Genomic DNA, 21,686 nt, shown 5'->3' with positions numbered 1-21,686 from the left:
GAATAACGACGATGGGGCGTAGCGCAGACAAACAAAAAGGGCGGCCGTTGCAGGCCGCCCTTTTCTGTCTTGCCAGCGTCGCGGCAAAGCCGCGCCGTCGGTCCTCGCTGGAGCGAGGCCGGCCGAACCGAGCCTCTGCTCCTTCTATTCGCGTTAGCGCGAATAGAATTCGACGACGAGGTTCGGTTCCATCTTCACCGGATAGGGCACTTCGTCCAGCGTCGGCACGCGGGTGAACGTGACCTTTGCAGCGCCGTCGGCTGCGACATATTCCGGTACTTCGCGCTCGGCGAGGCCCTGCGCTTCGAGCACCAGCGCCATTTCCTGCGCCTTATTGCCGAGCGTGATTTCCTGGCCCGGGAAGACGCGGCGCGAGGCGACGTTGCACTTCACGCCGTTCACGCGGACGTGACCGTGGCTGACCAGCTGGCGCGCGGCGAAGATCGTCGGGGCGAACTTGGCGCGATAAACGATCATGTCCAGGCGCTGTTCGAGCAGGCCGATCAGGTTCTGGCCGGTGTCACCCTTCATGCGGGCCGCTTCGTGATAGCACGCGCGGAACTGCTTCTCGGTGACGTCGCCGTAATAGCCCTTCAGCTTCTGCTTGGCGCGCAGCTGGATGCCGAAGTCCGACATCTTGCCCTTGCGGCGCTGGCCGTGCTGGCCGGGGCCATACTCGCGCTTGTTGACCGGGCTCTTCGGGCGACCCCAGATGTTCTCGCCCATCCGGCGGTCGAGCTTGTACTTGGCGCTGGCGCGCTTCGACATACTGAATTCCTTGCAATCGCTGTAACGTTGGTCCCGGTCTCCGCCGATCCCGCCTGAGGCAGGATCGGGCCACCACTTCACCGGGGTGTGGGGCCATTGCGAAGCGGCGCGCCTAGCGGGCGGTGGCCGTCAGGTCAAGGGCAGCGCAGTCGGCGGCCTATTCCTGACCACGGTTCCGTTCATCCGCGTTGGTGTGATCGGCATCCACACCATGCGCATTGTTGGCCGCATCGATCCGCGCCCACTCGGACTTGGTCTTGCAAATCCGCTTGTCGTCCATGCGCGATCCAGTGTTGCCGACGCGGCGACAGGTCCTCGCTTCCTTCTTCGGCGTTTCTGTCGGCGGCGCGGCCTGCACGGCGGTAGACATCAGCGCGAGTACAACGGCAGCGATCATGGGCGATTTCCTCGTATGAAACCAAATGCGTAGTCGGATGCTATCGACCGGACCCGCGCAGGTAAATCACCCACGCGGCCGCTTCTTGCCCTCCAGCGCCGACAGCACGCCGCGCACCGTGCGCAATTCGTTGCTCGACCAGGCGGGCTTGGTCAGCAGGCTGCGCAGCGACAGGCGGGTGGAGGGGACGCGGTCGGGAGGGAAATAGAAGCCCGAGGACTGCAGCATCGTGTCGAGCTGGCCGAACATCCCCTCCCATTCCTCCTGCGGTGCGGGCGGGTCGAGATCGACTGCGGGGGGGCTCTTCAGCGCGATGCCTTTCGACCATTCGTACGCGACCAGGATCACCGCCTGGGCAAGGTTGAGGCTGCCGAATTCCGGGTTGATCGGCACGGTGATGATGGTGCGGGCGAGCGCCACGTCCTCGGTTTCCAGGCCGGAACGCTCAGGCCCGAACAGGATCGCCGAGGCGCCGGGGCCGGCGTGGATGTCGCGGGCGGCGACTTCGGGCGTCACGACGGGCTTGGTCACGCCGCGCTTGCGGACGGTCGTCGCATAGACGTGCGCGCAGTCGGCGACCGCGTCCGCGACCGTGTCATACACCTGTGCGTTCGCAAGGACCACGTCCGCGCCGGAGGCCGCCGGCCCGGCCTGCGGGTTCGGCCAGCCATCACGCGGGGCGACCAGGCGCATGTCGGTGAGGCCGAAATTGAGCATGGCGCGCGCCGCCTTGCCGATGTTCTCTCCCAGTTGCGAGCGGACCAGGACGATGGCGGGGGGTGGAACGCGCGTCATGCCGTGCCGCCTATCCTCCGATGGGCCCGTTCGACAAGCCCTACTCCGCCCGGCCCACCTCCTCGACACTCCCCGCAAACGCCTCGAAGTCCCGCGCTTCGGTGAAGTCCTTGTACACGCTTGCAAAGCGGATGTAGGCGACCGAATCGAGCGCTTTCAGCCCGTCCATCACCAGTTCGCCGATGCGGGTCGAGGTCACTTCTGCCTCCCCGCTCGTTTCCAGCTGACGCTGGATGCCCGACACCAGTTGTTCGATCCGGCCGCTTTCGATCGGCCGCTTGCGGCAGGCGACGGACACGGATCGGATCAGCTTGTCGCGTTCGAACGGTTCGCGGCGGTTCTCGCTCTTCACGACGGTCAGGTCGCGCAGCTGGATGCGTTCGAACGTGGTGAAGCGCGCGCCGCACGCCTCGCACTGGCGGCGCCGGCGGATGGCCGCCCCGTCTTCGCTGGGGCGGCTATCCTTTACCTGGCTGTTTTCATGGGCGCAGAAGGGGCAGCGCATTCAGAGCCGCTTGTCGCGCTTCATGTACGCGTAGCCGGCACCGGCGAGCGCGCCGATGATAGGGCCGACGAACGGCACGGGGATGGCGACGACGGCGCCCAAAGCGCCCCACTTCGCCATGCTCTTGCCGAGGCCCGGCGTGTTCTTGATGTTGGACTGGACGTCGTCAAGCTGCGACATGGTCTGGTTTATCCTTGATAGATCGGGAAGCGCGCGCAAAGAGCACGCACTCGGGCCAGAACGTCCGCCTCGACCTTCGGGTCCCCGGTTTCGCCTGCCGACTTCAGCCCATCGAGCACGTCGGCGACCATATGGCCGATCTCGCGGAACTCGGCGGTACCGAAGCCGCGGGTCGTGCCGGCCGGCGATCCGACGCGGATGCCGCTGGTCTTCATCGGCGGCAGCGGGTCGTTGGGGATGCCGTTCTTGTTGCAGGTGATGCCGGCGCGCTCGAGCGCCTCGTCGGCATCCTTGCCGGTGATGCCGAGCGGGGTCAGGTCGACGAGTGCCAGATGCGTGTCGGTGCCGCCGGAGACGAGGTTCGCGCCCCGCTCCCTCAGCGTCGCGGCCAGCACCTTCGCATTCTCGACGACCGCGGCGATATAGCCCTTGAATTCGGGCTGGAGCGCTTCGCCGAACGCGACCGCCTTGGCCGCGATCACATGCATCAGCGGGCCGCCCTGGAGCCCGGGGAAGACCGCCGAGTTGAACTTCTTGCCCAGCGCCTCGTCGTTGCTGAGGATCATGCCGCCGCGCGGGCCCCGCAGCGTCTTGTGCGTGGTCGTCGTCACGACGTGCGCGTGCGGCAGCGGCGACGGGTGGAGCCCGCCGGCGACGATGCCGGCGAAGTGCGCCATGTCCACCAGCAGCTTGGCACCCACCTTGTCGGCGATGGCGCGGAAGCGTTCGAAGTCGATCTGGCGCGGATAGGCCGAGCCGCCGGTGATGATGAGCGTCGGCTTGTGCTCGACCGCGAGGGCCTCGACCGCGTCATAGTCGATCAGGTGCGTGTCGGGCGTCACGCCATACTGGACCGCATTGAACCACTTGCCGCTCATCGCCGCGCGCGCGCCGTGGGTCAGGTGGCCGCCGGCATCCAGGCTGAGGCCGAGGATGGTGTCGCCCGGCTTGGTCAGCGCAAGCATCACCGCGCCGTTAGCCTGCGCGCCCGAATGCGGCTGGACGTTGACGTACGCGCAATCGAACAGCTGCTTGGCGCGATCGATCGCCAGCTGCTCGACCTCGTCCGACGGATGGCAGCCCTGGTAATAACGCTTGCCCGGATAGCCTTCGGCGTACTTGTTGGTGAAGACCGAGCCTTGAGCCTCCAACACCGCCTGCGACACGATGTTCTCGCTGGCGATCAGTTCGATCTGGGTCTGCTCGCGGGTCAGCTCGTGGCTTACGCCGGCGAAGACCGCAGGGTCGGCATCGGCCAGGCCGCGGGTGAAGAAACCGTCCGGCTGAACGTCGTTGGCGGCAGCGGGATTGGTGCTCATGCGGCGTCTCCATCGAGAGTTGGGGAAGTGAGTTTGGCCACGCGGCCAGCATGCCGGCCGCCGGCAAAGTCGCCGGCCAGGAAGGCCGTGATGCAGGCCTTCGCCATGTCCTCGCCGACAAGCCGCGCGCCGAGCGCGATCACGTTGGCGTCGTTGTGTTCGCGCGCTAGCGCCGCGGAATAGGGTTCGTTCACCAGCGCGCACCGGCATGCGGGCTCGCGGTTGACCGCGATCGAGATGCCGACGCCCGAACCGCACAGCGCGACCCCCCGATCGGCATCGCCGCCCTTGATCGCGCGGGCCAGCTTGTAGCCGAAGTCGGGATAATCCACCCGCGCGTCGCTGTCCGGGCCGAGGTCGAGCACGTCGTGCCCCAACTCGCGCAGCCAGGCGACCAGCGTCTGCTTCAGGGCGAACGCGGCATGATCCGCGGCGATGGCGATGCGCATGATGGCGGCTTCGAATCCTAATCGGGATCGGTGGGCTCGCGCGAGCCAGTAGCGCCGCCAGCGTACGAAAGCCAGCGGCCGATGCATCCATTCGCCGGCCCGCGACGTATTTGATGACGAGCGATGGGGCGGATCGATCTTTCTCTAGGAGTGAACAGGATGACCAAGACCCTTATGCGCGGCCTGCTGGCCGGCGCGGCACTGGCGATGGCGGCGACCCCGGCAGTGGCGACCCAGAAGAACCCGACCGTCGGCGGCGCGCCGATGGCGGCCAGCAAGACGATCGTCCAGAACGCGTCGGCGGCACCCAACCTGACCACGCTGGTCGCCGCGGTGAAGGCTGCCGGCCTTGTCGAGACGCTGTCGGGCCCCGGTCCCTTCACCGTCTTCGCACCGACCAATGACGCCTTCGCCAAGCTGCCGGCCGGCACGGTGGACACGCTGGTGCAGCCGGAGAACAAGGCGCAGCTGACCTCGATCCTGACCTATCACGTCGTGCCGGGCCGGATCACCGCGAACGACATCGCCAAGAAGGCGAAGGCGAACGGCGGCACTGCGACCTACACGACCGTTGCCGGCGGCACGCTCAGCTTCATGAAGATGGGCAAGGGCTGGGGCATCAAGGACGCCAAGGGCGGCCATGCGATGATCACCACCGCCAACGTCATGCAGTCGAACGGCGTCGTGCACGTCATCGACAGCGTGCTGATGCCGTAAGACCCATCAGGGTCTGATGGCCCCGGGCGGCGGAACCCTCCCAACGCCGCCCGGGTTGTCGCTTCGTCTCACTGGAGCCTGCACGATGAAGACCATCGCCCCGATCGCCCTCGCCCTCACCGGCCTGCTTGCCGCCTGTTCGTCGCAACCGGTAAACGAGACCCCGGCGAACATCGCGGCAGAGAACACGGTAGAGGAGGTCATGCCGTCCGAAGGCGCCGCGACCGAGGAGCAGGCGGCCGACATCGCCGATGCCAACGCGAACTCGGCGACGCCCGACGCCGCCGGTCCCGCGGACGCGGCAAGGATGGAACGCGACTATCTCGGCAAATGGACCGGCGTCGAAGGCATGAGCCTGAATGTCGCGGCCAAGCCCGGCGGCGGTGTCACGATGGATATGCGCTGGGGCCTGGACGACGATATGGCCGGCAAAATCGACGGATCGGTGACGGCGGAAGGACTACGCTTCATGCGGGGCGGCGTCGCGGAAACCGCTGTCTTCACAGACGGCGATGCGACCGGGCTGAAATGGCTGGCGGGCAAGAAGACGTGCCTGACGGTCAAGCCGGGCGAAGGCTATTGCCGTGGCTGAGGCGCGGGTGGGCGGGGTCGCCCGCCTGCTGGGGTTCGCCGGGCTCGCGCCGGCTGTCGCTGCTACCATCCTGATAGCGCTGGGCGAACTCGACGCCGCGATCGTCAGCGTCGCCTATGCGCTGCTGATCCTGAGTTTTCTCGGCGGCACCTGGTGGGGTTTTGCGATGCACGCGCCCCGGCATCAGGCGATGCTCGCTATCGTCGCGGTGATCCCAAGCCTCGTCGCCATGGCGCTCGGAGCAGGCGTCCTTATGACGCAGGGCTCGGGCTGGTCGCTCGTCGCGATCGGCGTCGCGCTGATCCTGACGCTGGCGGTCGATCGCTGGCTGGTCGCACGCGGCTTCGCACCGGCCGGCTGGATGGCGCTGCGCATCCCGCTGTCCCTTGGGCTGGGCGCGGTCACGATCGTCGCTGGCGCACTGATCGGCCAGGCCATCGGCCACCCATAGTCGCTCCCCTGCCCCAACCGTTCGTGCCGAGCCGTCTAAGCACCGCCCTTCTTTGCGCACGAAAGGCGCGGAGACGCGGTAAGGGCAGCCTTTCGCCAGGGCTCAGGCAAACGGAGCTACTCCGACACGGCTTCGATAAGCCACTCGCGAAACGCCGTCATCGCCGCGGTCGGCGCTCGGGTCTTGAGCCGGGTCAGCCAGTAGCGACCGGTGTCGATCGCGATGTCGAACGGCGCGACCAACGTCCCTGCACCCAATGCGTCGCCGAACATCGCCATCGGCAACAGGGCGACTCCGCCGCCGCCCATAGCGGCGACGGCGATCGTGACCGACGAATCGAACATTGGCCCGGTCAGCGGCGGTGCCGTGGCGCCGGCTGCGTCGAACCAGCGCGGCCATTCGTCGGCGCGGTAGGAGCGGAGCAATGTCTCGCGCATCAGATCGCCGGGCGCGGCCAGCCGTTCGGCGATCGCCGGCGCCGCCATCGGTACCAGCGGCGCCGGCATCAGCGCATCCGCATCCGCCCCATGCCACGCGCCGTCACCGAAGCGGATCGCGTAATCCAGCCCTTCGCCGGCCAGATCGACGCGGTTGTTGTTGGTCCGCAGGCGCACATCGACGAACGGATGCGCAGCGTGAAAGTCGGCGAGCCGCGGCAGCAACCAGCCGGTCGCGAAGGTGCCGACCACGCCCAGCGCCAGCGGCTCGCGCATCCGCCCGCCCTGGTACCGCTCCAGCACCGCGGCGATCCGGTCGAAGCCGTCGGCCAGCACCGGCACCAGCGCGGCGCCCTCGTCGGTGAGCGCAAGCCCCCGTGGCAGGCGGCGGAACAGGCGGACGCCCAGCAGCGCCTCCAGCCGATTGACCTGGTGGCTGACCGCCGCCTGCCCGACGCACAGTTCGAGGCCCGCCCGCGTGAAGCTCAAGTGCCGCGCCGAGGATTCGAACGCGCGCAGGGCATTGAGCGGCAGTTGTGCGCGATCCATCCGATCCCCTGATTTTTCTAGTGGCTCGGCCGAGATATGATCGATTGTCCGCACCGGTGCCAGCCCGCACCTTGTCCGTACTGGACTTGGGAGACGGACATGGAACGACGGACATTCCTCGCAACGATCGGCACGGGTGCGGCGGCAGCGGTGGTAGCGCCCAGGCTCGCCTTTGCCGGCCCGGCCGGCGCGTTCGGGGGCACCGCCCTTGCCACCGCGATCGCTGCGGCCGAGCGTCGATCGGGCGGACGACTGGGCGTCGCGGTGCTCGATCTGGCGACCGGCGCGCGTTTCGATCACCGGGGTGACGAGCGGTTCGCGATGTGCAGCACCTTCAAATTTCCTTTGAGCGGCGCGGTGCTGGCCGCGGCCGATGCCGGTCGCCTGCGGCTGAACCGCGCCGTGCCGGTCCCGCGCGCCCCCCTGCCCGGCAATTCACCGGTGGTCTCGAAGCACAAGGGCAGCGCGATGACCGTCGAACAGCTCTGCGCGGCGACGATGACGTTCAGCGACAATGCCGCGGCCAACCTGCTGCTGCCGCTGATCGGCGGGGTCGATGGCTTCAACGCGTTCGTCGCGCGACTGGGCGACCGGACGACGCGCCTCGACCGGCAGGAGCCGGAACTCAATACCGCGATCCACGGCGACGACCGCGACACGACGACGCCCACCGCGATGCTCAACACGATGCGCGCGCTGCTGTTCGGCCCTGCCCTGACACCGGCGGCGCGGGCGAAGCTGACCGGCTGGCTGGTGGCCAACACGACCGGTGGCACGCGCCTGCGCGCCGGTTTGCCCCGTGGCTGGCGGGTCGGCGACAAGACCGGCAGCGGCGAGAACGGCACCTACAACGACGTCGCGGTCATCTGGCCGGGTGCGACGCGCCGCCCGATCCTGGTCACCTGCTACCTGACCGGCGCGACCGTTCCGCAGCGGGCCGCGCACCGCATCCACGCCGATGTCGGCCGCGCGGTCGCCGCCGCCACCGCGTGATCGACCGACGCAGGGGTCAGCCGGCCGTCTTCTCCGGCTGGCCCCGCGTCGACCACAGCGACCACAGGACACCCGCGCCCAGGATGCCCAGCGTCACCGACAGCGACAGCAGCGGCGGGATCTTGGCGATGCCCAGCGCGTCGGCGGCGAAGATCTTCGACCCGATGAAGATCAGCACCGCGGCCATCGCGTATTTCAGATAGTGGAAGCGGTGGATCGCCGCCGCCAGCGCGAAATACAGCGCGCGCAGGCCCAGGATCGCAAAGATGTTCGACGTGTAGACGATGTACGGATCGGTCGTGATCGTGAAGATCGCCGGCACCGAATCGACCGCAAAGACGATGTCGGCCGCCTCGATCAGGATCAGCGCGACGGCGAGCGGGGTCAGCCACGTCTTGACCTGGCCCGTCGCGGGGTCGGGTTCGCGGACGATGAAATGATCGCCTTCGATCTTGTCCGTCACCGGCAGGTGCTTGCGAACGAACTTCAGCACCGGGTTGTCGCCGACCGATGCCTCCTTGCCGACCGTGAACAGCAGGCGGATGCCGGTGACGACCAGGAACGCGGCGAAGACGTAGAGTACCCATTCGAACCGCTCGACCAGCGCCGCGCCCGCCGCGATCATGATCGCGCGCAGCACGATGACGCCCAGGATGCCCCAAAACAGCACGCGGTGCTGATACTGGCGCGGCACGCCCAGATAGGTGAAGATCATCGCGATGACGAAGATGTTGTCGAGCGCCAGCGTCTTCTCGACGACGAAGCCGGTCAGGTACGCAATGCCCGATTCCTGGCCCATCCACCACCAGATGCCGCCGCCCCACAGCAGGCCGAACGCGATGTAGAAGGCGGAGAGCTTCAGGCTCTCCTTCACGCCGATCTCATGATCCTTGCGGTTGAGCACACCCAGGTCGAACACCAGCAGCGCGACGACGACACACAGAAAGCCGAGCCACATCCAGATCGGCTTGCCAAGAAACGCTTCGGTCAGCAGTTCCATTCGTCGTCCCTATCGGTCGGTTCGCAGCGGGAACGGCCGGACTTCGAATGGGATGCAGCAGCAACATTTACGCACAATCGGGCGTCGGGACGCCTGCGGATCAGGCCGCCCGGCGCATTTCCAGTCGGCCCCAGATCTCGACCAGCGCCTGTGTCAGTTCGACCATCATCGCCTCGTCATGGGCCGGGCCCGGCGTGAAGCGCAGGCGTTCGGTGCCGCGCGGCACGGTCGGGTAGTTGATCGGCTGGACGTACACACCGTATTCGGCGAGCAGGATGTCGCTGATCCGCTTGGCCTTGACCGGATCGCCGACCATCAGCGGCACGATGTGCGTCGTGGTCGGCAGCACCGGCAGACCGGCATCCTCGAACAGCGATTTCAGCTTCGCCGCGGCCGCCTGCTGGCCGTCACGCTCCACGCTGGAGCCCTTCAGGTGACGCACGCTTGCCAGCACGCCGGCGACCAGCACCGGCGAAAGCGAAGTCGTGAAGATGAAGCCCGGCGCGTAGCTGCGAATGACGTCGATGATCGTGCGATCGGCGGCGATGTAGCCGCCCATCACGCCGAACGCCTTGCCGAGCGTCCCCTCAATCACGGTGATGCGGCTCGCCGCGTCGTCACGCTCCGAAATGCCGCCGCCGCGCGGGCCGTACATGCCGACCGCATGGACTTCGTCGAGGTACGTCAGCGCATTGTACTTGTCCGCCAGATCGCAGATCGCGTGGAGCGGCGCCACATCGCCGTCCATCGAATAGACGCTCTCGAACGCGATCAGCTTGGGAACCGAGGGATCGTCGGCGGCCAGCAGTTCCTCGAGGTGCGCCAGGTCGTTGTGCCGCCACACGCGCTTCTCGCAGCCCGAATTGCGGATGCCGGCGATCATCGAGGCGTGGTTGAGCTCGTCCGAATAGATGATGCAGCCCGGCAGGACCTTGGCCAGCGTCGCCAGCGTCGCTTCGTTCGAGACGTAACCGCTGGTGAACAGCAGCGCGCCTTCCTTGCCGTGCAGGTCGGCGAGTTCGCCCTCCAGATCGACGTGGTAGTGCGTGTTGCCGCCGATGTTGCGGGTGCCGCCCGATCCTGCACCGACGTCGTGCAGCGCCTCTTCCATCGCGGCGATCACCTTCGGGTGCTGGCCCATCGCGAGGTAATCGTTGGAACACCATACCGTGATCGGCTTCGGCCCGTTGTGCCCGGCGAAGCAGCGCGCGTTGGGAAAATTCCCCTTGTTGCGCAGGATGTCGATGAAGACGCGGTAGCGCCCCTCGGCATGAAGGCGATCGATCGCCTGGCTGAAGACGCGCGAGTAATCGACAGCGCGCGCGGAAGTGCCCTCACCGGTCATTCCCGCCCCCTAGCGAAAACCGCGCGGCTTCGCCAGTCGCGATGCGACGATCAGCGTGATCGATTTGGGCGCGCCGGTGGCGATTGCTCAAGATCAAGCCGGGGCCGTTACAACCATGCTATGTTCCCTAAATCGCTGGCTTTCATTCCCAAGCGCGTCAGCGACCGGAGGTATTCTGGAAAGCCCTCGCTTGCGTGCCGGAGTCGCGCCATGCAGACCGAGCCGCGTGCAAAGACCAACTATTACTCCCACCGCGCCGCGCAGGAACGCGCGGCCGCCGATCGGACGACCGACAGCGTCGTGCGGCGGGTGCATCTCGAACTCGCCGATCGCTACGACGCGCTGATCGCGCCCTTGCCGATCGCGCTATAGTCCCTCGATCCGCGTCAGGCCGAAGCGCGCGAGCGCGAGCGCGGGCGCCAGCGCGAACGCGGCATCGTCCGCGCGAGTGAACACCGCCCGGCCCGTACCGCCCCCCGCCGGCCAGTCCTGCCCCGTCGTCAGATAGGCGACCCGGCGCGCGATCCCGGCGCCACCGTCAACGAATCGCATGTGCCCTGGCGACACGGCGGCAAGCTCGTCCGCGACCAGCGGAAAATGCGTGCAGGCGTTGACGACCACGTCGATCCGCTCGCCGCCCGGCTGGTCGAGCAGTCCCGCCATCACCGCGCGATAGGCGGCCCAGTCCGGCGCCATTCCGGCCAGCTTCGCCTCGGCCAGCGCGACGAGGTCCGCCGACCCGTGGCGCAGGACCGTGCAATCGGCGGCAAAGCGCGCGGCGAGATCGTCGACATAGGGTTGCCGCACGGTCGCCTTCGTCCCCAGCACGCCGATGACGCGGCTCACGCTCGCCTCCGCGGCCGGCTTGATCGCCGGCACGGTGCCGACGACCGGCACGTCGAGCGCGGCACGCACCGCGCCCAGCGCGATGGTCGAGGCGGTGTTGCAGGCGATGACGATCAGCCGCGGCCGATAGCGTTCCGACAGACGCCCGAGCAGCGCGGGCACACGCGCGGCGATCTCGCCCTCCGTCTTGGTACCGTAGGGGTAGCCCGCGTTGTCGGCGACATAGACGACGTTTGCGTGGCGGAGTAGCGCGCGCGTGGGCGCCAGGACCGACAGCCCGCCGACGCCGGAATCGAGGAACAGGATCGGGGCATCGCGCTCGGTCATCGCGGCGGAGGTATCCGTTGCGGCGGGGGGCGACAACCGCCTCGCGTTGGAACCCCGGCTTCGGACGCGACGTTGCCCGTACGCATCATGGGATGATCGAGATCATGGACGGACGGACGATCGCGGGGCCGGTGTTGGCGGCGATGTTGGCGGGATGTGGCGGGGCGCCCCCGGCCACGAACGTCACGGCGAACGCAGCCGGGTCGATGACCGCCGCGCCTGCGCCCACTGCAACGCCCACGCTCGCGCCTGCGCCGGCCGGCACGCCGCTGACGCTCGCGCCTCCCTCCCCGCGCGCCGATCGGGCCGCCGCCTTCGTTGCAGGGAAAGACGGCTGGACGCCGATCCTGTACCTTTGCGACGGAGTCGATGGATCGCAGGTCGCGGCGGTGTCGGCGACGACCCTCCGGACCTTTGCCAAGCCGGGCATGAGCGCGACCATGCGGACGATCGCGCTGGGTGCCGAAGACGCCGGCGCCGGATCGATCTGGCGCGACATGACGCGTGGCGGCGAAACCGTCGGCGCGGTGCGGTCGATCAATCCGGGGATGCTCGGCATGGCCGAGGCGACGACGCTGCCCACCCTGTCGAGCGTGCGCCTGGGCGACCGCGAGACGCGCTGCCGCTGGCTGCCGCGCGCCCGGCTGCTGATCGTGGCGCCCAGGCGATCGGCGATCGTCACGCGCGAGGCGGACGGCAGCTACACTTACCGCAGCTTCGATTACGCGAGGCCCGGTCCGGTGAGCGAGGGTGGCGAGGCAGGCACATCGAGCACGCCGACCGTCGACGTCCGCGGCGGCCGGCTGATCGCGGCGCCGGCGGGGCAGGAAATCTATGAATTCAGCGCCGCGCCTTGGGTCTACCGCGTAGCGGCATCCGCGCGAACTGGGGCGCCGGGGGCTTCGGTCACGGTGCTGAAGGACGGCCGCGAGGTGTCGCGGGCGGAAGCGATCACGTATGAAATGGCGGCGGCGCGGGTCGACTGACCACCGCACTCCCCACGCCAGTTCGCCCTGAGCGTGTCGAAGGGCCGTTCGCAGATGCGCCCGTTCGCTCGTGGTGCGAAGATCGGTGCTTCGACAAGCTCAGCACGAACGGGGAGAGGTTGATGCATTAGGGGTCAGATATCCAGCGCCCAGCCGTCGCGTCCCTTGGGATCGGGCGGAGTCGTCGGCACGTAGCGCGTCGCCCCCGCGGTCAGGCGCAGGATCGTCCAGTCGCCGCGGCGATCGATTTCGCCGAGCGTACACCCGCACGCCGCGAACGCCTCGACCACTGCGGCGCGCTGCGTTTCCAGCAGGCCCGCCAGCACGATCGTCGCGTTCGGCGCGGCGATGGCGGCGACTTCGGGCGCCATCGAGACCAGAGGCCCGGCGAGGATGTTGGCGATCAGCAGATCATACGGTGCCCCGGCCGTGATCGCATCGCTCAGCGCGCCGTCGGCGACGATCAGGTCGAGGCCCGCAACGTCGTTCAACACTGCGTTCTCGGCCGTCACGTCGATCGCCGACGGATCGATATCGGTCGCGACGATGTGCGCCTGCGGCCACAGATGCGCGGCGGCAAAGGCGAGCAGGCCGGTGCCGGTACCGATGTCGATGATCCGGGCGAACGCATGGCCCTCCAGCCGATCGAGCATCGCTAGGCACCCGCTGGTCGTCGCGTGGTGACCGGTGCCGAACGCCCGCCCGGCATCGATGCGGAACGCGCGGCCACCGGTCGGCGGTGGGACGTCATGCGCGGCGGTGTGGACGACGAAGCGGCCCTCGACGATCGGCTCCAGCCCCTCCTGGCTCATCGCCACCCAGTCCTGCGCGGTCAGCGGTTCGATGACCGGCTCTACGTCGGCGGCACTCGGCACCAGCGCACGCAGGTGCGCGATCATCGCGTCGTTGGGGCGGTGTTCGCTATACGCATCGAGCCGCCAACGCTCGCGGTCGTCCTCGACCTCTTCCGTCGTCATCAGCACCGCATCGATCGCGAGATCGTCGGCGGCGTCGATCGCCTCGGCCTCGGCGCGGGTGCAGGGCAGGCTGGTCTTCCATGAATCCACCGCCGACCCCGCCGTCGCGGGGCCGTCGGCCGTCGCCGCAGGATCGGCGACGCCGGCCGGTCCGATATCGCTCGCGTTATCGGACATAGCTTGCTCCGTTCACGTCGAGCACTGCGCCGGTCATCGACGCCGGCGCCTCCAGCGCCAGCCAGCGCGCCATTTCGGCGACCTCGTCCGGCATCGCGACGCGACCCAGCGGAATATCGGCGAGCAATTTGTCGCCGCCGCGGCTCTCCAGATAATCCTCGGCCATGCCGGTCATGGTGAAGCCGGGGCAGATCGCAAAGGCCAGGATATTCTCCGACGCATAGGCGCGCGCGATCGTCTTGGTCATCGCGACCATGCCTGCCTTCGACGCGGCATAGTGCCAGTGCGCCGGGCTGTCGCCGCGGTAGGCCGCGCGGCTGGCGACGTTGACGATTCGCCCGCCGGTGCCGCTGTCCTGCCAGCGCCGGACGGCGAAGCGGCAGAGCTCGGCCGATGCGGTCAGGTTGACCCGCATCGTGCGGTCCCAGCCCGACACCCAATCCTCGTCCGCGCTGTCGAGCGGGTTCGCCTCGAACACCCCGGCGTTGTTGATCAGCACGTCGATGCGGCCACCCAGCGCTTCGAGCGCGCGGTCCCACAGGTCGCGCGGCGCGGAGGGCACGGCGAAGTCGGCGGCGAATTCTCCGCCGGTCGACTGGCCGACGACGGTGGCGCCCGAGTCGCGCAGGGCCTGCAGCGTCGCCGCGCCGATCCCGCGCGACGATCCGGTGACGAGGATGTTGGTCATGCAGCGCGGCTTAGGGCGGAGACACATCAATGCAAAGCCCTCCAGTGCTCCCGCGCAGGCGGGAGCCCAGGGCCGCACGCGATGTCCTCCGTAACCCTGGGCTCCCGCCTGCGCGGGAGCACAGGTATTTACTCCCCGAACGCCCGCTTCATCAGGTCCTGCGTGGAGGCATCGAAACCCGCCCCGCCCTCGCCGGCGGCCTTGGCCATTTCCTTGCCCAGCTCGACGCCGAACTGGTCGTACGGATTGATCCCCAGCAGCGCGCCCGAGACGAACGTGCGATGTTCGTAGAACGCCAGCAGCGCGCCCAGCGCGCGGGCGTCGAGCTGGTCGATCAGGATCGTCGACGACGGCCGGTCGCCGGGATACGCCCGCTGCGGGTCGTCCGCGTTCTCGCGGCCCTTCATCAGTGCCGCACCCTGGGCGAACGCGTTGAGCAACAGCGCCTCGTGATGCTCGGCGGCCAGCGAATCGCCCGCCTCGATCACCGCGACGAATTCGACCGGCACCAGATTGGTGCCCTGGTGGAGCAGCTGGAACACCGCATGCTGCGCATCGGTGCCGACCCCGCCCCACACGATCGGCGACGACGGCCGGTCGAGCGGCTGGCCGTCGGCGGTCACGCCCTTGCCGTTCGATTCCATCTCCAATTGCTGGAGGTAGCTCGGCAACAGCCGCAGCCGCTCGTCATAGGCGAAGGTCGCGCGCGTCTGGCACTTGCGGACCTGCGCGTAATACAGGTCAGCGAACGCCGCGAGCATCGGCGCATTCTCGTGTGCTGCGGTCAGGCGGAAGTGGCGGTCCATTTCGGCTGCCCCCTCCAGCAGTTCCTGGAACGCGTCCCAGCCCAGCGCCATCGCGGCGGGAAAGCCGATCGACGACCACAGCGAATACCGCCCGCCGACCGATTCGGCGAACGGCAGGATGCGCGTCTCGTCGATGCCCCATTCGATCGCCTTGTCGGGAGCGGCAGTCAGCGCGATCACGCGGCCATAGGGATCCTCGACGCCGTCGTCCTGCATCCAGTCGAGCGCGCTTTCGGCGTTCGTCAGCGTCTCGGTGGTGGTGAAAGTCTTGGACGCCAGCACCAGCAGCGTCGCATGCGGGTCGAAGGCGTTGAACACTTCCTCCAGCGCGACGCCGTCGATGTTCGACACGACCGCCACGTCATAGCGGTCCGCGTCGCGACCCAGCGCATCGATCAGCAGGTCTGGCCCCAGCGCCGACCCGCCTATGCCGATGTGCAGGATGTGGCGAATCGGCCCCAGCGCCTCACCTTCGATCGCATCGATCAGCCCGCGCATCCGGGCGTGGAGCGCGGCCGCCTGCGCCACGTCCTCGTCCGACCCCTCGCCGCGTTCGGCGGTGTGGGTGACGGCGCGGCCTTCCGACGTGTTGACCTTTTCCCCTGCAAACAGCGCGTCGCGCTTGGTGGCGAAGTTCGCCGACTTGGCCAGCCCCTCGAACGCAGCGATCGCGTCGGCGTCGAGGTGGGTCTTGGAAAAATCGAAGTGCAGCCCGCCGACATCGACCGAAAATCTGGCGACGCGGTCGGCGTCTTCATCGAACAACTGCGTCAGCCTGGGCGGGTTCAGCGCCTCGACCTTGGACCAATCGACCATATGCACCTCCCGTTCGTTCGACGCCCCTCTAAGCCTGAAAGCTTGACGCGCAAGGCGCTCGGTCACATGCGCTGAAGATATGGCCGAACCGACAATCGCTCCGCCGAGCGCTCCTGCGAGCACGCCCCCGGCGCCCAAGCCGAAGTCCGAACTGCGCGATACGCTCGGCTTCCTCGTGAAGCTCGCGATCGTCGTGTTCATCTTCCGCAGCTTCTTCTTCTCGCCGTTCAGCATCCCCAGCCAGTCGATGCTGCCGCGGCTGCTGATCGGCGACTATCTGTTCATCACCAAGTGGAACTACGGCTATTCGCGCCACAGCTTCCCCTGGTCGCTGCCGCTGATACCGGGTCGCATCTTCGCGTCCACGCCCGCGCGCGGCGACGTGGTGGTGTTCAAGGCGCCGCCGGGCAACCGTGAGGACTATATCAAGCGTGTCATCGGCGTGGCCGGCGACACCATCCAGATGGTGAACGGCCAGCTGGTCCTGAACGGCAAGCCGGTCCCGAAGCAGCGCGTCGCCGACTTCATCGTGCCGCTGACGCCGAACTATCCGGCCGACACCGAATGTCCCGCCGAATTCCAGGCAAGCGCGGCGAACCAGCCGGTCTGCCGCTACCTGCAGTATCGCGAGACGCTGCCGAACGGGAAGAGCTACACCGTTCTTGACCGCGGCAACTTCCCGGAGGCCGACAACACACAGGTCTACACGGTGCCCGCCGACCACGTGTTCCTGATGGGCGACAACCGCGACGCTTCGGCCGACAGCCGCTTCCCGGCCAGCGAAGGCGGCGCGATCGGCATGGTCCCGCTGGTGAATATCGAAGGCAAGGCGCTGGTCACCTTCTGGTCGACCGACGGCAGCGCGTCCTGGGTGAAACCGTGGACCTGGGTGTCGGCCGCGCGCTGGAACCGGATCGGAGAGGGCTTCTGAGCGACGACCTCGATGCCTGGCTGGCAAGCGTCTTCGGCCAGGCGCCCAGGGATCGCGCCCGCTTCGTCCGTGCGCTGACCCACGGCAGCCAGTCGGCGGAGAATTACGAGCGGCTGGAATTCCTGGGCGACCGCGTGCTGGGCCTGACGATCGCCGAATGGCTGTTCGACCGCTTCTCGAAGGAACCGGAAGGGCAGTTGTCGAAGCGGCTGAACGCGCTGGTGACCGGCCCGGTGTGCGCCGAGGTCGCGCGCGAGATCGGCGTGCCCGCGCACCTGAAGCTCGGCAAGCAGGCCCGCGACGACGGAGCGGCCGCCAGCGACAACATTCTGGGCGATGTCATGGAGGCGCTGATCGGCGCCGCCTTCCTCGATTTCGGGCCGGAGGCGGCGCGCGCGTTCGTGCGGCGCCTATGGGCCGGACGGATCGACGGCCAGGGCAAGGCACCGCAGCACCCCAAGTCCGCACTCCAGGAATGGGCCGCGGCGCACAACCGCCGTCCGCCGGAATATACGATCGTCGACCGATCCGGGCCCCACCACGCGCCGCGGTTCACGATCCGGGTATCGGTGGGCAAGCTCGCCGAGGCGGTCGGCGAGGGGACGTCCAAGCATCAGGCCGAGACGGCGGCGGCGGCGGCGTTGCTGGCGGAATTGAAGCGGTGAAGAAGATCGGCGCTGCGAAAAGTTCGGGACGGACGGTTCTTGGTGTCGGCGACGCCCCCTCCCCCGTTCGTGCTGAGCTTGTCGAAGCACCGCTCTGTACCTTCACCGGGCGATGACGTTCTGGGTCTATATCCTCCATTGCCGCGGTGGCGTCTTCTATACCGGCCACACCGATACCCTGGAGGCAAGGATCGCCGCCCACGAAGCCGGCCACTCCGAATATACCCGTGACTATCGGCCGCTCGAACTGGTCTGGTCGCAGGAATTTCCTTCGCGTATCGAGGCGCTCGAAATGGAACGCCGGATCAAGGGCTGGGGGCGCCCCAAGAAGCTCGCGCTGATCCGCGGGGATTGGACCGCCCTGTCGCAGCTTGCGGCAGGGAAGAGCGGTCCTTCGACAAGCTCAGGACGAACGGAATAGTGGAAACGTCAGTCAACCAATCCTGCGGCCTGATCGCGGTCGTCGGCGCCCCCAACGCGGGCAAGTCGACCCTCGTGAACGCGCTCGTCGGGCAGAAGGTCGCGATCGTCAGCCCGAAGGCGCAGACGACGCGCGCGCGCCTGATGGGCATCGCGATCGACGGCGATACGCAGCTGCTGCTGGTGGACACACCGGGCATCTTCGAACCCAAGCGCCGGCTCGACCGCGCGATGGTGCAGGCGGCGTGGGGCGGGACCGACGGGTCAGACGTCATCGCGCTGGTCGTCGATGCGAAAGGCGGGCTCGGAGCCAAGGTCACCGACATCGTCGAGTCGCTGAAGGACCGGCCCGAGCCCAAGCTGCTGATCCTCAACAAGGTCGACCTGGCCGACAAGGGCAAGCTGCTGATCCACGCCGAGCGGCTGAACGAACTCGCGAATTTCGAGGAGACGTTCTTCGTCAGCGCGATGACCGGCGACGGGGTGGCGCACCTGAAATCGGTGCTCGCCGCGCGGATGCCGGAAGGGCCGTGGCATTTCCCCGACGACCAGGTTGCCGACGTCACCGACCGGATGCTGGCGGCCGAAGTCACGCGCGAGCAGCTCTACCTGCAGCTCCACGCCGAACTGCCCTATGACAGCGCGGTCGAGACCGAGCGCTATTCGGAACGCGACGACGGATCGGTCGAGATCCACCAGCAGATCCTGGTCGCCCGCGACACCCAGCGCGCGATCGTGCTGGGCAAGGGCGGTGCGCGGATCAAGGAAATCGGCGCGCGGGCGCGTGCGCAGCTGAAGGAGCTGCTGGGCGTGCCGGTACACCTGTACCTGCACGTGAAGGTCAACCCAAAGTGGGAAGAAGACCGGGGGCTGTACCGCGATATCGGATTGGATTGGGTCGAATGACGGGGGCGGCCTGAAGTAGCCACGCTATTTCAGGACCCGCCCCGGCACGGCCGGCGGTGCACCGCACCGACCGACATAGCCTGTCCTGAGCGACTGCCGCAGGCAGGCAGTCGAAGGGCGGCTTCGCCGCGGCGGGCCTGCATCGTCTGACCTCTCTTCCGGTCGCACTGAGCTTGTCGAAGTGCTGCCCTTGCTCGCCAAGAAGGACAGGGCTTCGACAAGCTCAGCCCGAACGGAAGAGAGGTTCGCCCCCTCGCCTATCCCCACCCGACTCGCTACATGGCCCGCATGGCCGACGATCCCATCACGATCTTCGACGCCTGGCTGCGCGAGGCTGAGGCGGGCGAACCCAATGACCCCAATGCGGTGGCGCTCGCCACTGCCGATGCTCGGGGCCGCCCTTCGGTGCGCATGGTCCTGCTGAAGGGCCATGACGAGCTCGGTTTCGTATTCTACACCAACCGCCAGAGCCGCAAGGCGGGCGAGCTGGCCGATAACGCGCAGGCCGCCCTGCTCTTCCATTGGAAATCGCTGCGCCGGCAGGTCCGCGTCGAAGGGCCCGTCGCCCCCGTCACCGACGCCGAATCGGACGCCTATTTCGCCACTCGCAGCCGTGCGTCGCAGCTGGGCGCCTGGGCATCGGACCAGTCGCGGCCGCTCGACGACCGATCGACCTTCGAAGCGCGCTACGCCGACATGGAGCAGCGCTTCGATGGCCGGGACATTCCCCGCCCGCCGCACTGGGGTGGCTACCGCGTCACGCCGGACGTGATCGAGCTGTGGGAGGATCGCCCAGGCCGCCTGCACCACCGCCGCCTGTTCACGCGCGCGGATACCGGCTGGAGTGAAGGGCTGCTTTACCCATGACCGAAAGCGAACGCCGCCGCGTCATCCCGCTCGCCATCCGCGCGGCGCTGTTCAGCGTCGGCATGGCGACCTTCCTGCTCGCGCTGAAGAGCGTGGCCGCTTGGCATACAGGCTCGGTCGCGATGCTGGGTTCGCTCGCCGACACCGCGCTCGACCTGCTGGCAAGCCTCGTGACCCTCTACGGCGTGAAGCTGGCCGCGGAGCCGGCCGACCACGACCACCGTTTCGGCCATGGCAAGGCAGAGGCGCTGGCGGCGCTGTTCCAGGTCGGCCTCATTACCGCGTCGGCCATCGGTATCGCCTGGCGCGCGATCGTCGCGTTCGGCGATCCGGCACGCACGCAGGACGCCGACATCGGCATCGGCGTGTCGATGGTCGCGATCGGTGCGACGCTGATCCTGCTCGCCTATCAGCGGCGCGTCATCCGCCAGACCGGATCGGTCGCGATCCTGGCCGATAATGTCCATTACCAGTCCGACGTTCTGCTGAACGGGTCGGTGATCGTCGCGCTGGTGCTCGACCAGGTCCTGGGCTGGCGCGGCGCCGATCCGGTAATGGGCATCGCCATCGCGCTGTGGCTCGGCTGGGGCGCGTTCCAGGCGTCGTCGAACGCGATCGACCAGCTGATGGACAAGGAATGGCCGGAGGCGGAACGCAGCGCCTTCATCGAGGTCGCGGCGCGCCAGCCGGGCCTGCGCGGCATCCATGACTTCCGCACCCGCCGATCGGGCAGCCACGACTTCGCGCAGTTCCACATGGAGGTCGGCCGCGAGCTGACCGTCGCCGATGCGCACGAGATCGTCGAAGGCGTCGAACGCGCACTGCGCCGCGCCTATCCCAAGGTCGAGGTGCTGATCCACCTCGATCCCGAAGGCCATGTCGACACCGACAACCCGCTGGTCGAGGCGGACGTCACCCCCCACTGGTTCGGGAAACGCATGTGAGAATCCCCTTCGCCCAGATCGATGCCTTCGCGCACCAGCCGTTCGAGGGTAATCCGGCAGCAGTGATGCCGCTGACCCACTGGCTGGACGACGCCCCGCTCCAGCGGATCGCGGCGGAGAACAACCTGTCGGAAACGGCGTTTCTCGTCGCAATCGCCGACAGCGCGGATGACGGCTGCGACGGGCCGGACTTCGAACTGCGCTGGTTCACCCCCGCCGCCGAAGTCGCGCTGTGCGGTCATGCGACGCTGGCGAGCGGGCATTTCGTACTGGCGGGCGATCCGTCGCGCGACCGCGTGCGGTTCGCGACGCGTCAGGCCGGCGTGCTGGAAGTCGCGCGCGAGGGCAATGGCTATGCGATGGCGCTCCCGGCCTGGGAGCCCGCGCCCAAGGCCATGCCCGAGATCGTCGCGGCGCTGGGCGTCGAGCCGATCGAGACGCTGTGGCACGACAAGGGCTATGCGCTGGTCGTGGTGAAGGACGAAGCCGCGGTTCGCGCCGCCGCGCCCGATGGCCGCGCGGTCAAGGCGCTCGGCCCGTACGTGCTGATCGTCGCGGCGCAGGGCGAAACAGCGGAGGTCGTCAGCCGCGTGTTCACCGACTATTTCGACATTCCAGAGGATCCCGTGACGGGGTCGGCCCACGCCGTGATGGTCCCCTATTGGGCGGCGAAGTTCGGCCGCGACCGGTTCAGTGCGTACCAGGCAAGCGCGCGTGGCGGGCATGTCGGATGCGAAATGGCCGGCGACCGCGTGATCCTGCGCGGGCATTGCGTTACCGTGATCGAAGGCACGTTCCTGCTGTAGCTTAATCCTCCCCGGCACGGGGAGGGG

At 67.9% G+C, this 21,686-nt stretch carries 27 protein-coding genes; 13 read left to right on the top strand and 14 right to left on the bottom strand.

Annotated features, from left to right (window positions below; translation table 11 throughout):
* Positions 1-153 precede the first annotated feature (153 nt).
* The 7 genes from rpsD to rpiB form a co-directional block, all read right to left on the bottom strand.
* Positions 154-768 (bottom strand): 30S ribosomal protein S4, encoded by a 615-nt coding sequence (gene rpsD, locus ASE86_RS04850; RefSeq protein WP_056423084.1) that lies wholly within the window; start codon positions 766-768, stop codon positions 154-156.
* A gap of 157 nt (positions 769-925) precedes the next feature.
* Positions 926-1,165: a hypothetical protein gene (locus ASE86_RS04845; RefSeq protein ID WP_056423080.1), complete on the bottom strand. Its 240-nt coding sequence runs from the start codon at positions 1,163-1,165 to the stop codon at positions 926-928.
* Positions 1,166-1,231: 66 nt separating this feature from the next.
* Positions 1,232-1,960 carry an RNA methyltransferase gene (locus ASE86_RS04840; RefSeq protein ID WP_056423077.1) on the bottom strand — a complete coding sequence of 243 codons (729 nt, stop codon included), beginning with the start codon at positions 1,958-1,960 and terminating at the stop codon, positions 1,232-1,234.
* Between the two features lie 40 nt (positions 1,961-2,000).
* Complete coding sequence (gene nrdR, locus ASE86_RS04835; RefSeq protein WP_056423075.1) at positions 2,001-2,465, bottom strand: transcriptional regulator NrdR; 465 nt, start codon at positions 2,463-2,465, stop codon at positions 2,001-2,003.
* Complete coding sequence (locus ASE86_RS04830; protein ID WP_056423071.1) at positions 2,466-2,645, bottom strand: hypothetical protein; 180 nt, start codon at positions 2,643-2,645, stop codon at positions 2,466-2,468.
* Between the two features lie 8 nt (positions 2,646-2,653).
* A complete protein-coding gene (glyA, locus tag ASE86_RS04825) occupies positions 2,654-3,964 on the bottom strand; it encodes a serine hydroxymethyltransferase (protein WP_056423066.1) in 1,311 nt (436 codons plus the stop codon).
* Positions 3,961-4,413 (bottom strand): ribose 5-phosphate isomerase B, encoded by a 453-nt coding sequence (gene rpiB / locus ASE86_RS04820; protein WP_056423064.1) that lies wholly within the window; start codon positions 4,411-4,413, stop codon positions 3,961-3,963. The genes glyA and rpiB overlap by 4 nt, the downstream gene beginning before the upstream one ends.
* Positions 4,414-4,572: 159 nt before the next feature.
* On the opposite strand from rpiB, the gene ASE86_RS04815 reads away from it, so the two are divergent.
* The 3 genes from ASE86_RS04815 (at position 4,573) to ASE86_RS04805 (ending at position 6,173) form a co-directional block, all read left to right on the top strand.
* Entirely contained in the window at positions 4,573-5,130 is a 558-nt protein-coding gene (locus tag ASE86_RS04815; RefSeq protein ID WP_056423061.1) for a fasciclin domain-containing protein, read from the top strand.
* Between the two features lie 85 nt (positions 5,131-5,215).
* Positions 5,216-5,722 carry a hypothetical protein gene (locus tag ASE86_RS04810; RefSeq protein WP_056423058.1) on the top strand — a complete coding sequence of 169 codons (507 nt, stop codon included), beginning with the start codon at positions 5,216-5,218 and terminating at the stop codon, positions 5,720-5,722.
* On the top strand, positions 5,715-6,173 hold the full coding sequence (locus ASE86_RS04805; RefSeq protein ID WP_235523989.1) for a DUF3429 domain-containing protein: 459 nt from the start codon (positions 5,715-5,717) through the stop codon (positions 6,171-6,173). The genes ASE86_RS04810 and ASE86_RS04805 overlap by 8 nt, the downstream gene beginning before the upstream one ends.
* A 116-nt stretch (positions 6,174-6,289) precedes the next feature.
* Here ASE86_RS04805 and ASE86_RS04800 read toward each other — a convergent pair whose 3' ends face one another.
* Entirely contained in the window at positions 6,290-7,159 is an 870-nt protein-coding gene (locus ASE86_RS04800; RefSeq protein ID WP_056423051.1) for a LysR family transcriptional regulator, read from the bottom strand.
* Between the two features lie 99 nt (positions 7,160-7,258).
* Here ASE86_RS04800 and bla point away from each other — a divergent pair, with 99 nt between their 5' ends.
* A complete protein-coding gene (gene bla / locus ASE86_RS04795) occupies positions 7,259-8,152 on the top strand; it encodes a class A beta-lactamase (protein WP_082441675.1) in 894 nt (297 codons plus the stop codon).
* A gap of 16 nt (positions 8,153-8,168) precedes the next feature.
* Here the strand turns inward: bla and ASE86_RS04790 are convergent, their stop codons facing one another.
* Both ASE86_RS04790 and hemA read right to left on the bottom strand, forming a co-directional pair.
* Positions 8,169-9,152 (bottom strand): TerC family protein, encoded by a 984-nt coding sequence (locus tag ASE86_RS04790; RefSeq protein WP_056423046.1) that lies wholly within the window; start codon positions 9,150-9,152, stop codon positions 8,169-8,171.
* Positions 9,153-9,252: 100 nt separating this feature from the next.
* Positions 9,253-10,497, bottom strand: coding sequence for a 5-aminolevulinate synthase (gene hemA, locus ASE86_RS04785; protein ID WP_056423045.1), 1,245 nt, complete (start codon positions 10,495-10,497; stop codon positions 9,253-9,255).
* A gap of 210 nt (positions 10,498-10,707) precedes the next feature.
* On the opposite strand from hemA, the gene ASE86_RS16285 reads away from it, so the two are divergent.
* The gene (locus ASE86_RS16285) at positions 10,708-10,869 is read left to right on the top strand and encodes a hypothetical protein (protein WP_200911484.1); all 162 of its coding nucleotides are present in this window, start codon (positions 10,708-10,710) and stop codon (positions 10,867-10,869) included.
* Here ASE86_RS16285 and murI read toward each other — a convergent pair.
* Complete coding sequence (gene murI, locus ASE86_RS04780; RefSeq protein WP_056423041.1) at positions 10,864-11,670, bottom strand: glutamate racemase; 807 nt, start codon at positions 11,668-11,670, stop codon at positions 10,864-10,866. The genes ASE86_RS16285 and murI overlap by 6 nt on opposite strands.
* 92 nt (positions 11,671-11,762) lie before the next feature.
* Here murI and ASE86_RS04775 point away from each other — a divergent pair, with 92 nt between their 5' ends.
* Positions 11,763-12,656: a hypothetical protein gene (locus ASE86_RS04775; protein ID WP_056423038.1), complete on the top strand. Its 894-nt coding sequence runs from the start codon at positions 11,763-11,765 to the stop codon at positions 12,654-12,656.
* Between the two features lie 134 nt (positions 12,657-12,790).
* Here ASE86_RS04775 and ASE86_RS04770 read toward each other — a convergent pair whose 3' ends face one another.
* The 3 genes from ASE86_RS04770 to pgi all read right to left on the bottom strand — a co-directional run bounded on the left by ASE86_RS04770 (position 12,791) and on the right by pgi (position 16,120).
* Positions 12,791-13,723 carry a 50S ribosomal protein L11 methyltransferase gene (locus ASE86_RS04770; RefSeq protein ID WP_056426625.1) on the bottom strand — a complete coding sequence of 311 codons (933 nt, stop codon included), beginning with the start codon at positions 13,721-13,723 and terminating at the stop codon, positions 12,791-12,793.
* A 76-nt stretch (positions 13,724-13,799) separates the two neighbouring features.
* Positions 13,800-14,498 (bottom strand): SDR family NAD(P)-dependent oxidoreductase, encoded by a 699-nt coding sequence (locus ASE86_RS04765; protein ID WP_056423035.1) that lies wholly within the window; start codon positions 14,496-14,498, stop codon positions 13,800-13,802.
* Positions 14,499-14,626: 128 nt separating this feature from the next.
* Positions 14,627-16,120 (bottom strand): glucose-6-phosphate isomerase, encoded by a 1,494-nt coding sequence (gene pgi, locus ASE86_RS04760; RefSeq protein WP_056423032.1) that lies wholly within the window; start codon positions 16,118-16,120, stop codon positions 14,627-14,629.
* 79 nt (positions 16,121-16,199) lie between these two features.
* Here pgi and lepB point away from each other — a divergent pair, with 79 nt between their 5' ends.
* From lepB to ASE86_RS04725, 7 genes are all read left to right on the top strand, one after another.
* On the top strand, positions 16,200-17,051 hold the full coding sequence (gene lepB / locus ASE86_RS04755; protein ID WP_056423030.1) for a signal peptidase I: 852 nt from the start codon (positions 16,200-16,202) through the stop codon (positions 17,049-17,051).
* Positions 17,006-17,716 (top strand): ribonuclease III, encoded by a 711-nt coding sequence (gene rnc, locus ASE86_RS04750; RefSeq protein ID WP_082441834.1) that lies wholly within the window; start codon positions 17,006-17,008, stop codon positions 17,714-17,716. Before lepB ends, rnc begins: the two co-directional genes overlap by 46 nt.
* Positions 17,717-17,828: 112 nt before the next feature.
* Complete coding sequence (locus ASE86_RS04745; RefSeq protein ID WP_056423028.1) at positions 17,829-18,137, top strand: GIY-YIG nuclease family protein; 309 nt, start codon at positions 17,829-17,831, stop codon at positions 18,135-18,137.
* Positions 18,137-19,042, top strand: a complete 906-nt coding sequence (era, locus tag ASE86_RS04740; protein WP_156347028.1) for a GTPase Era — start codon at positions 18,137-18,139, stop codon at positions 19,040-19,042. The genes ASE86_RS04745 and era overlap by 1 nt, the downstream gene beginning before the upstream one ends.
* Before the next feature lie 288 nt (positions 19,043-19,330).
* On the top strand, positions 19,331-19,909 hold the full coding sequence (pdxH, locus tag ASE86_RS04735) for a pyridoxamine 5'-phosphate oxidase (protein WP_056426614.1): 579 nt from the start codon (positions 19,331-19,333) through the stop codon (positions 19,907-19,909).
* Complete coding sequence (locus ASE86_RS04730; protein WP_056423025.1) at positions 19,906-20,853, top strand: cation diffusion facilitator family transporter; 948 nt, start codon at positions 19,906-19,908, stop codon at positions 20,851-20,853. Before pdxH ends, ASE86_RS04730 begins: the two co-directional genes overlap by 4 nt.
* Positions 20,850-21,659, top strand: a complete 810-nt coding sequence (locus tag ASE86_RS04725; protein ID WP_056423021.1) for a PhzF family phenazine biosynthesis protein — start codon at positions 20,850-20,852, stop codon at positions 21,657-21,659. Before ASE86_RS04730 ends, ASE86_RS04725 begins: the two co-directional genes overlap by 4 nt.
* The last annotated feature ends 27 nt before the right edge of the window (positions 21,660-21,686 follow it).

The organism is Sphingomonas sp. Leaf33 (assembly GCF_001421785.1).
In the GTDB taxonomy this organism is placed as follows: Bacteria; Pseudomonadota; Alphaproteobacteria; order Sphingomonadales; family Sphingomonadaceae; genus Sphingomonas.
Note: the sequence above shows the minus strand (reverse complement) of the source record. Positions and strands in the feature narration are given on the sequence as shown.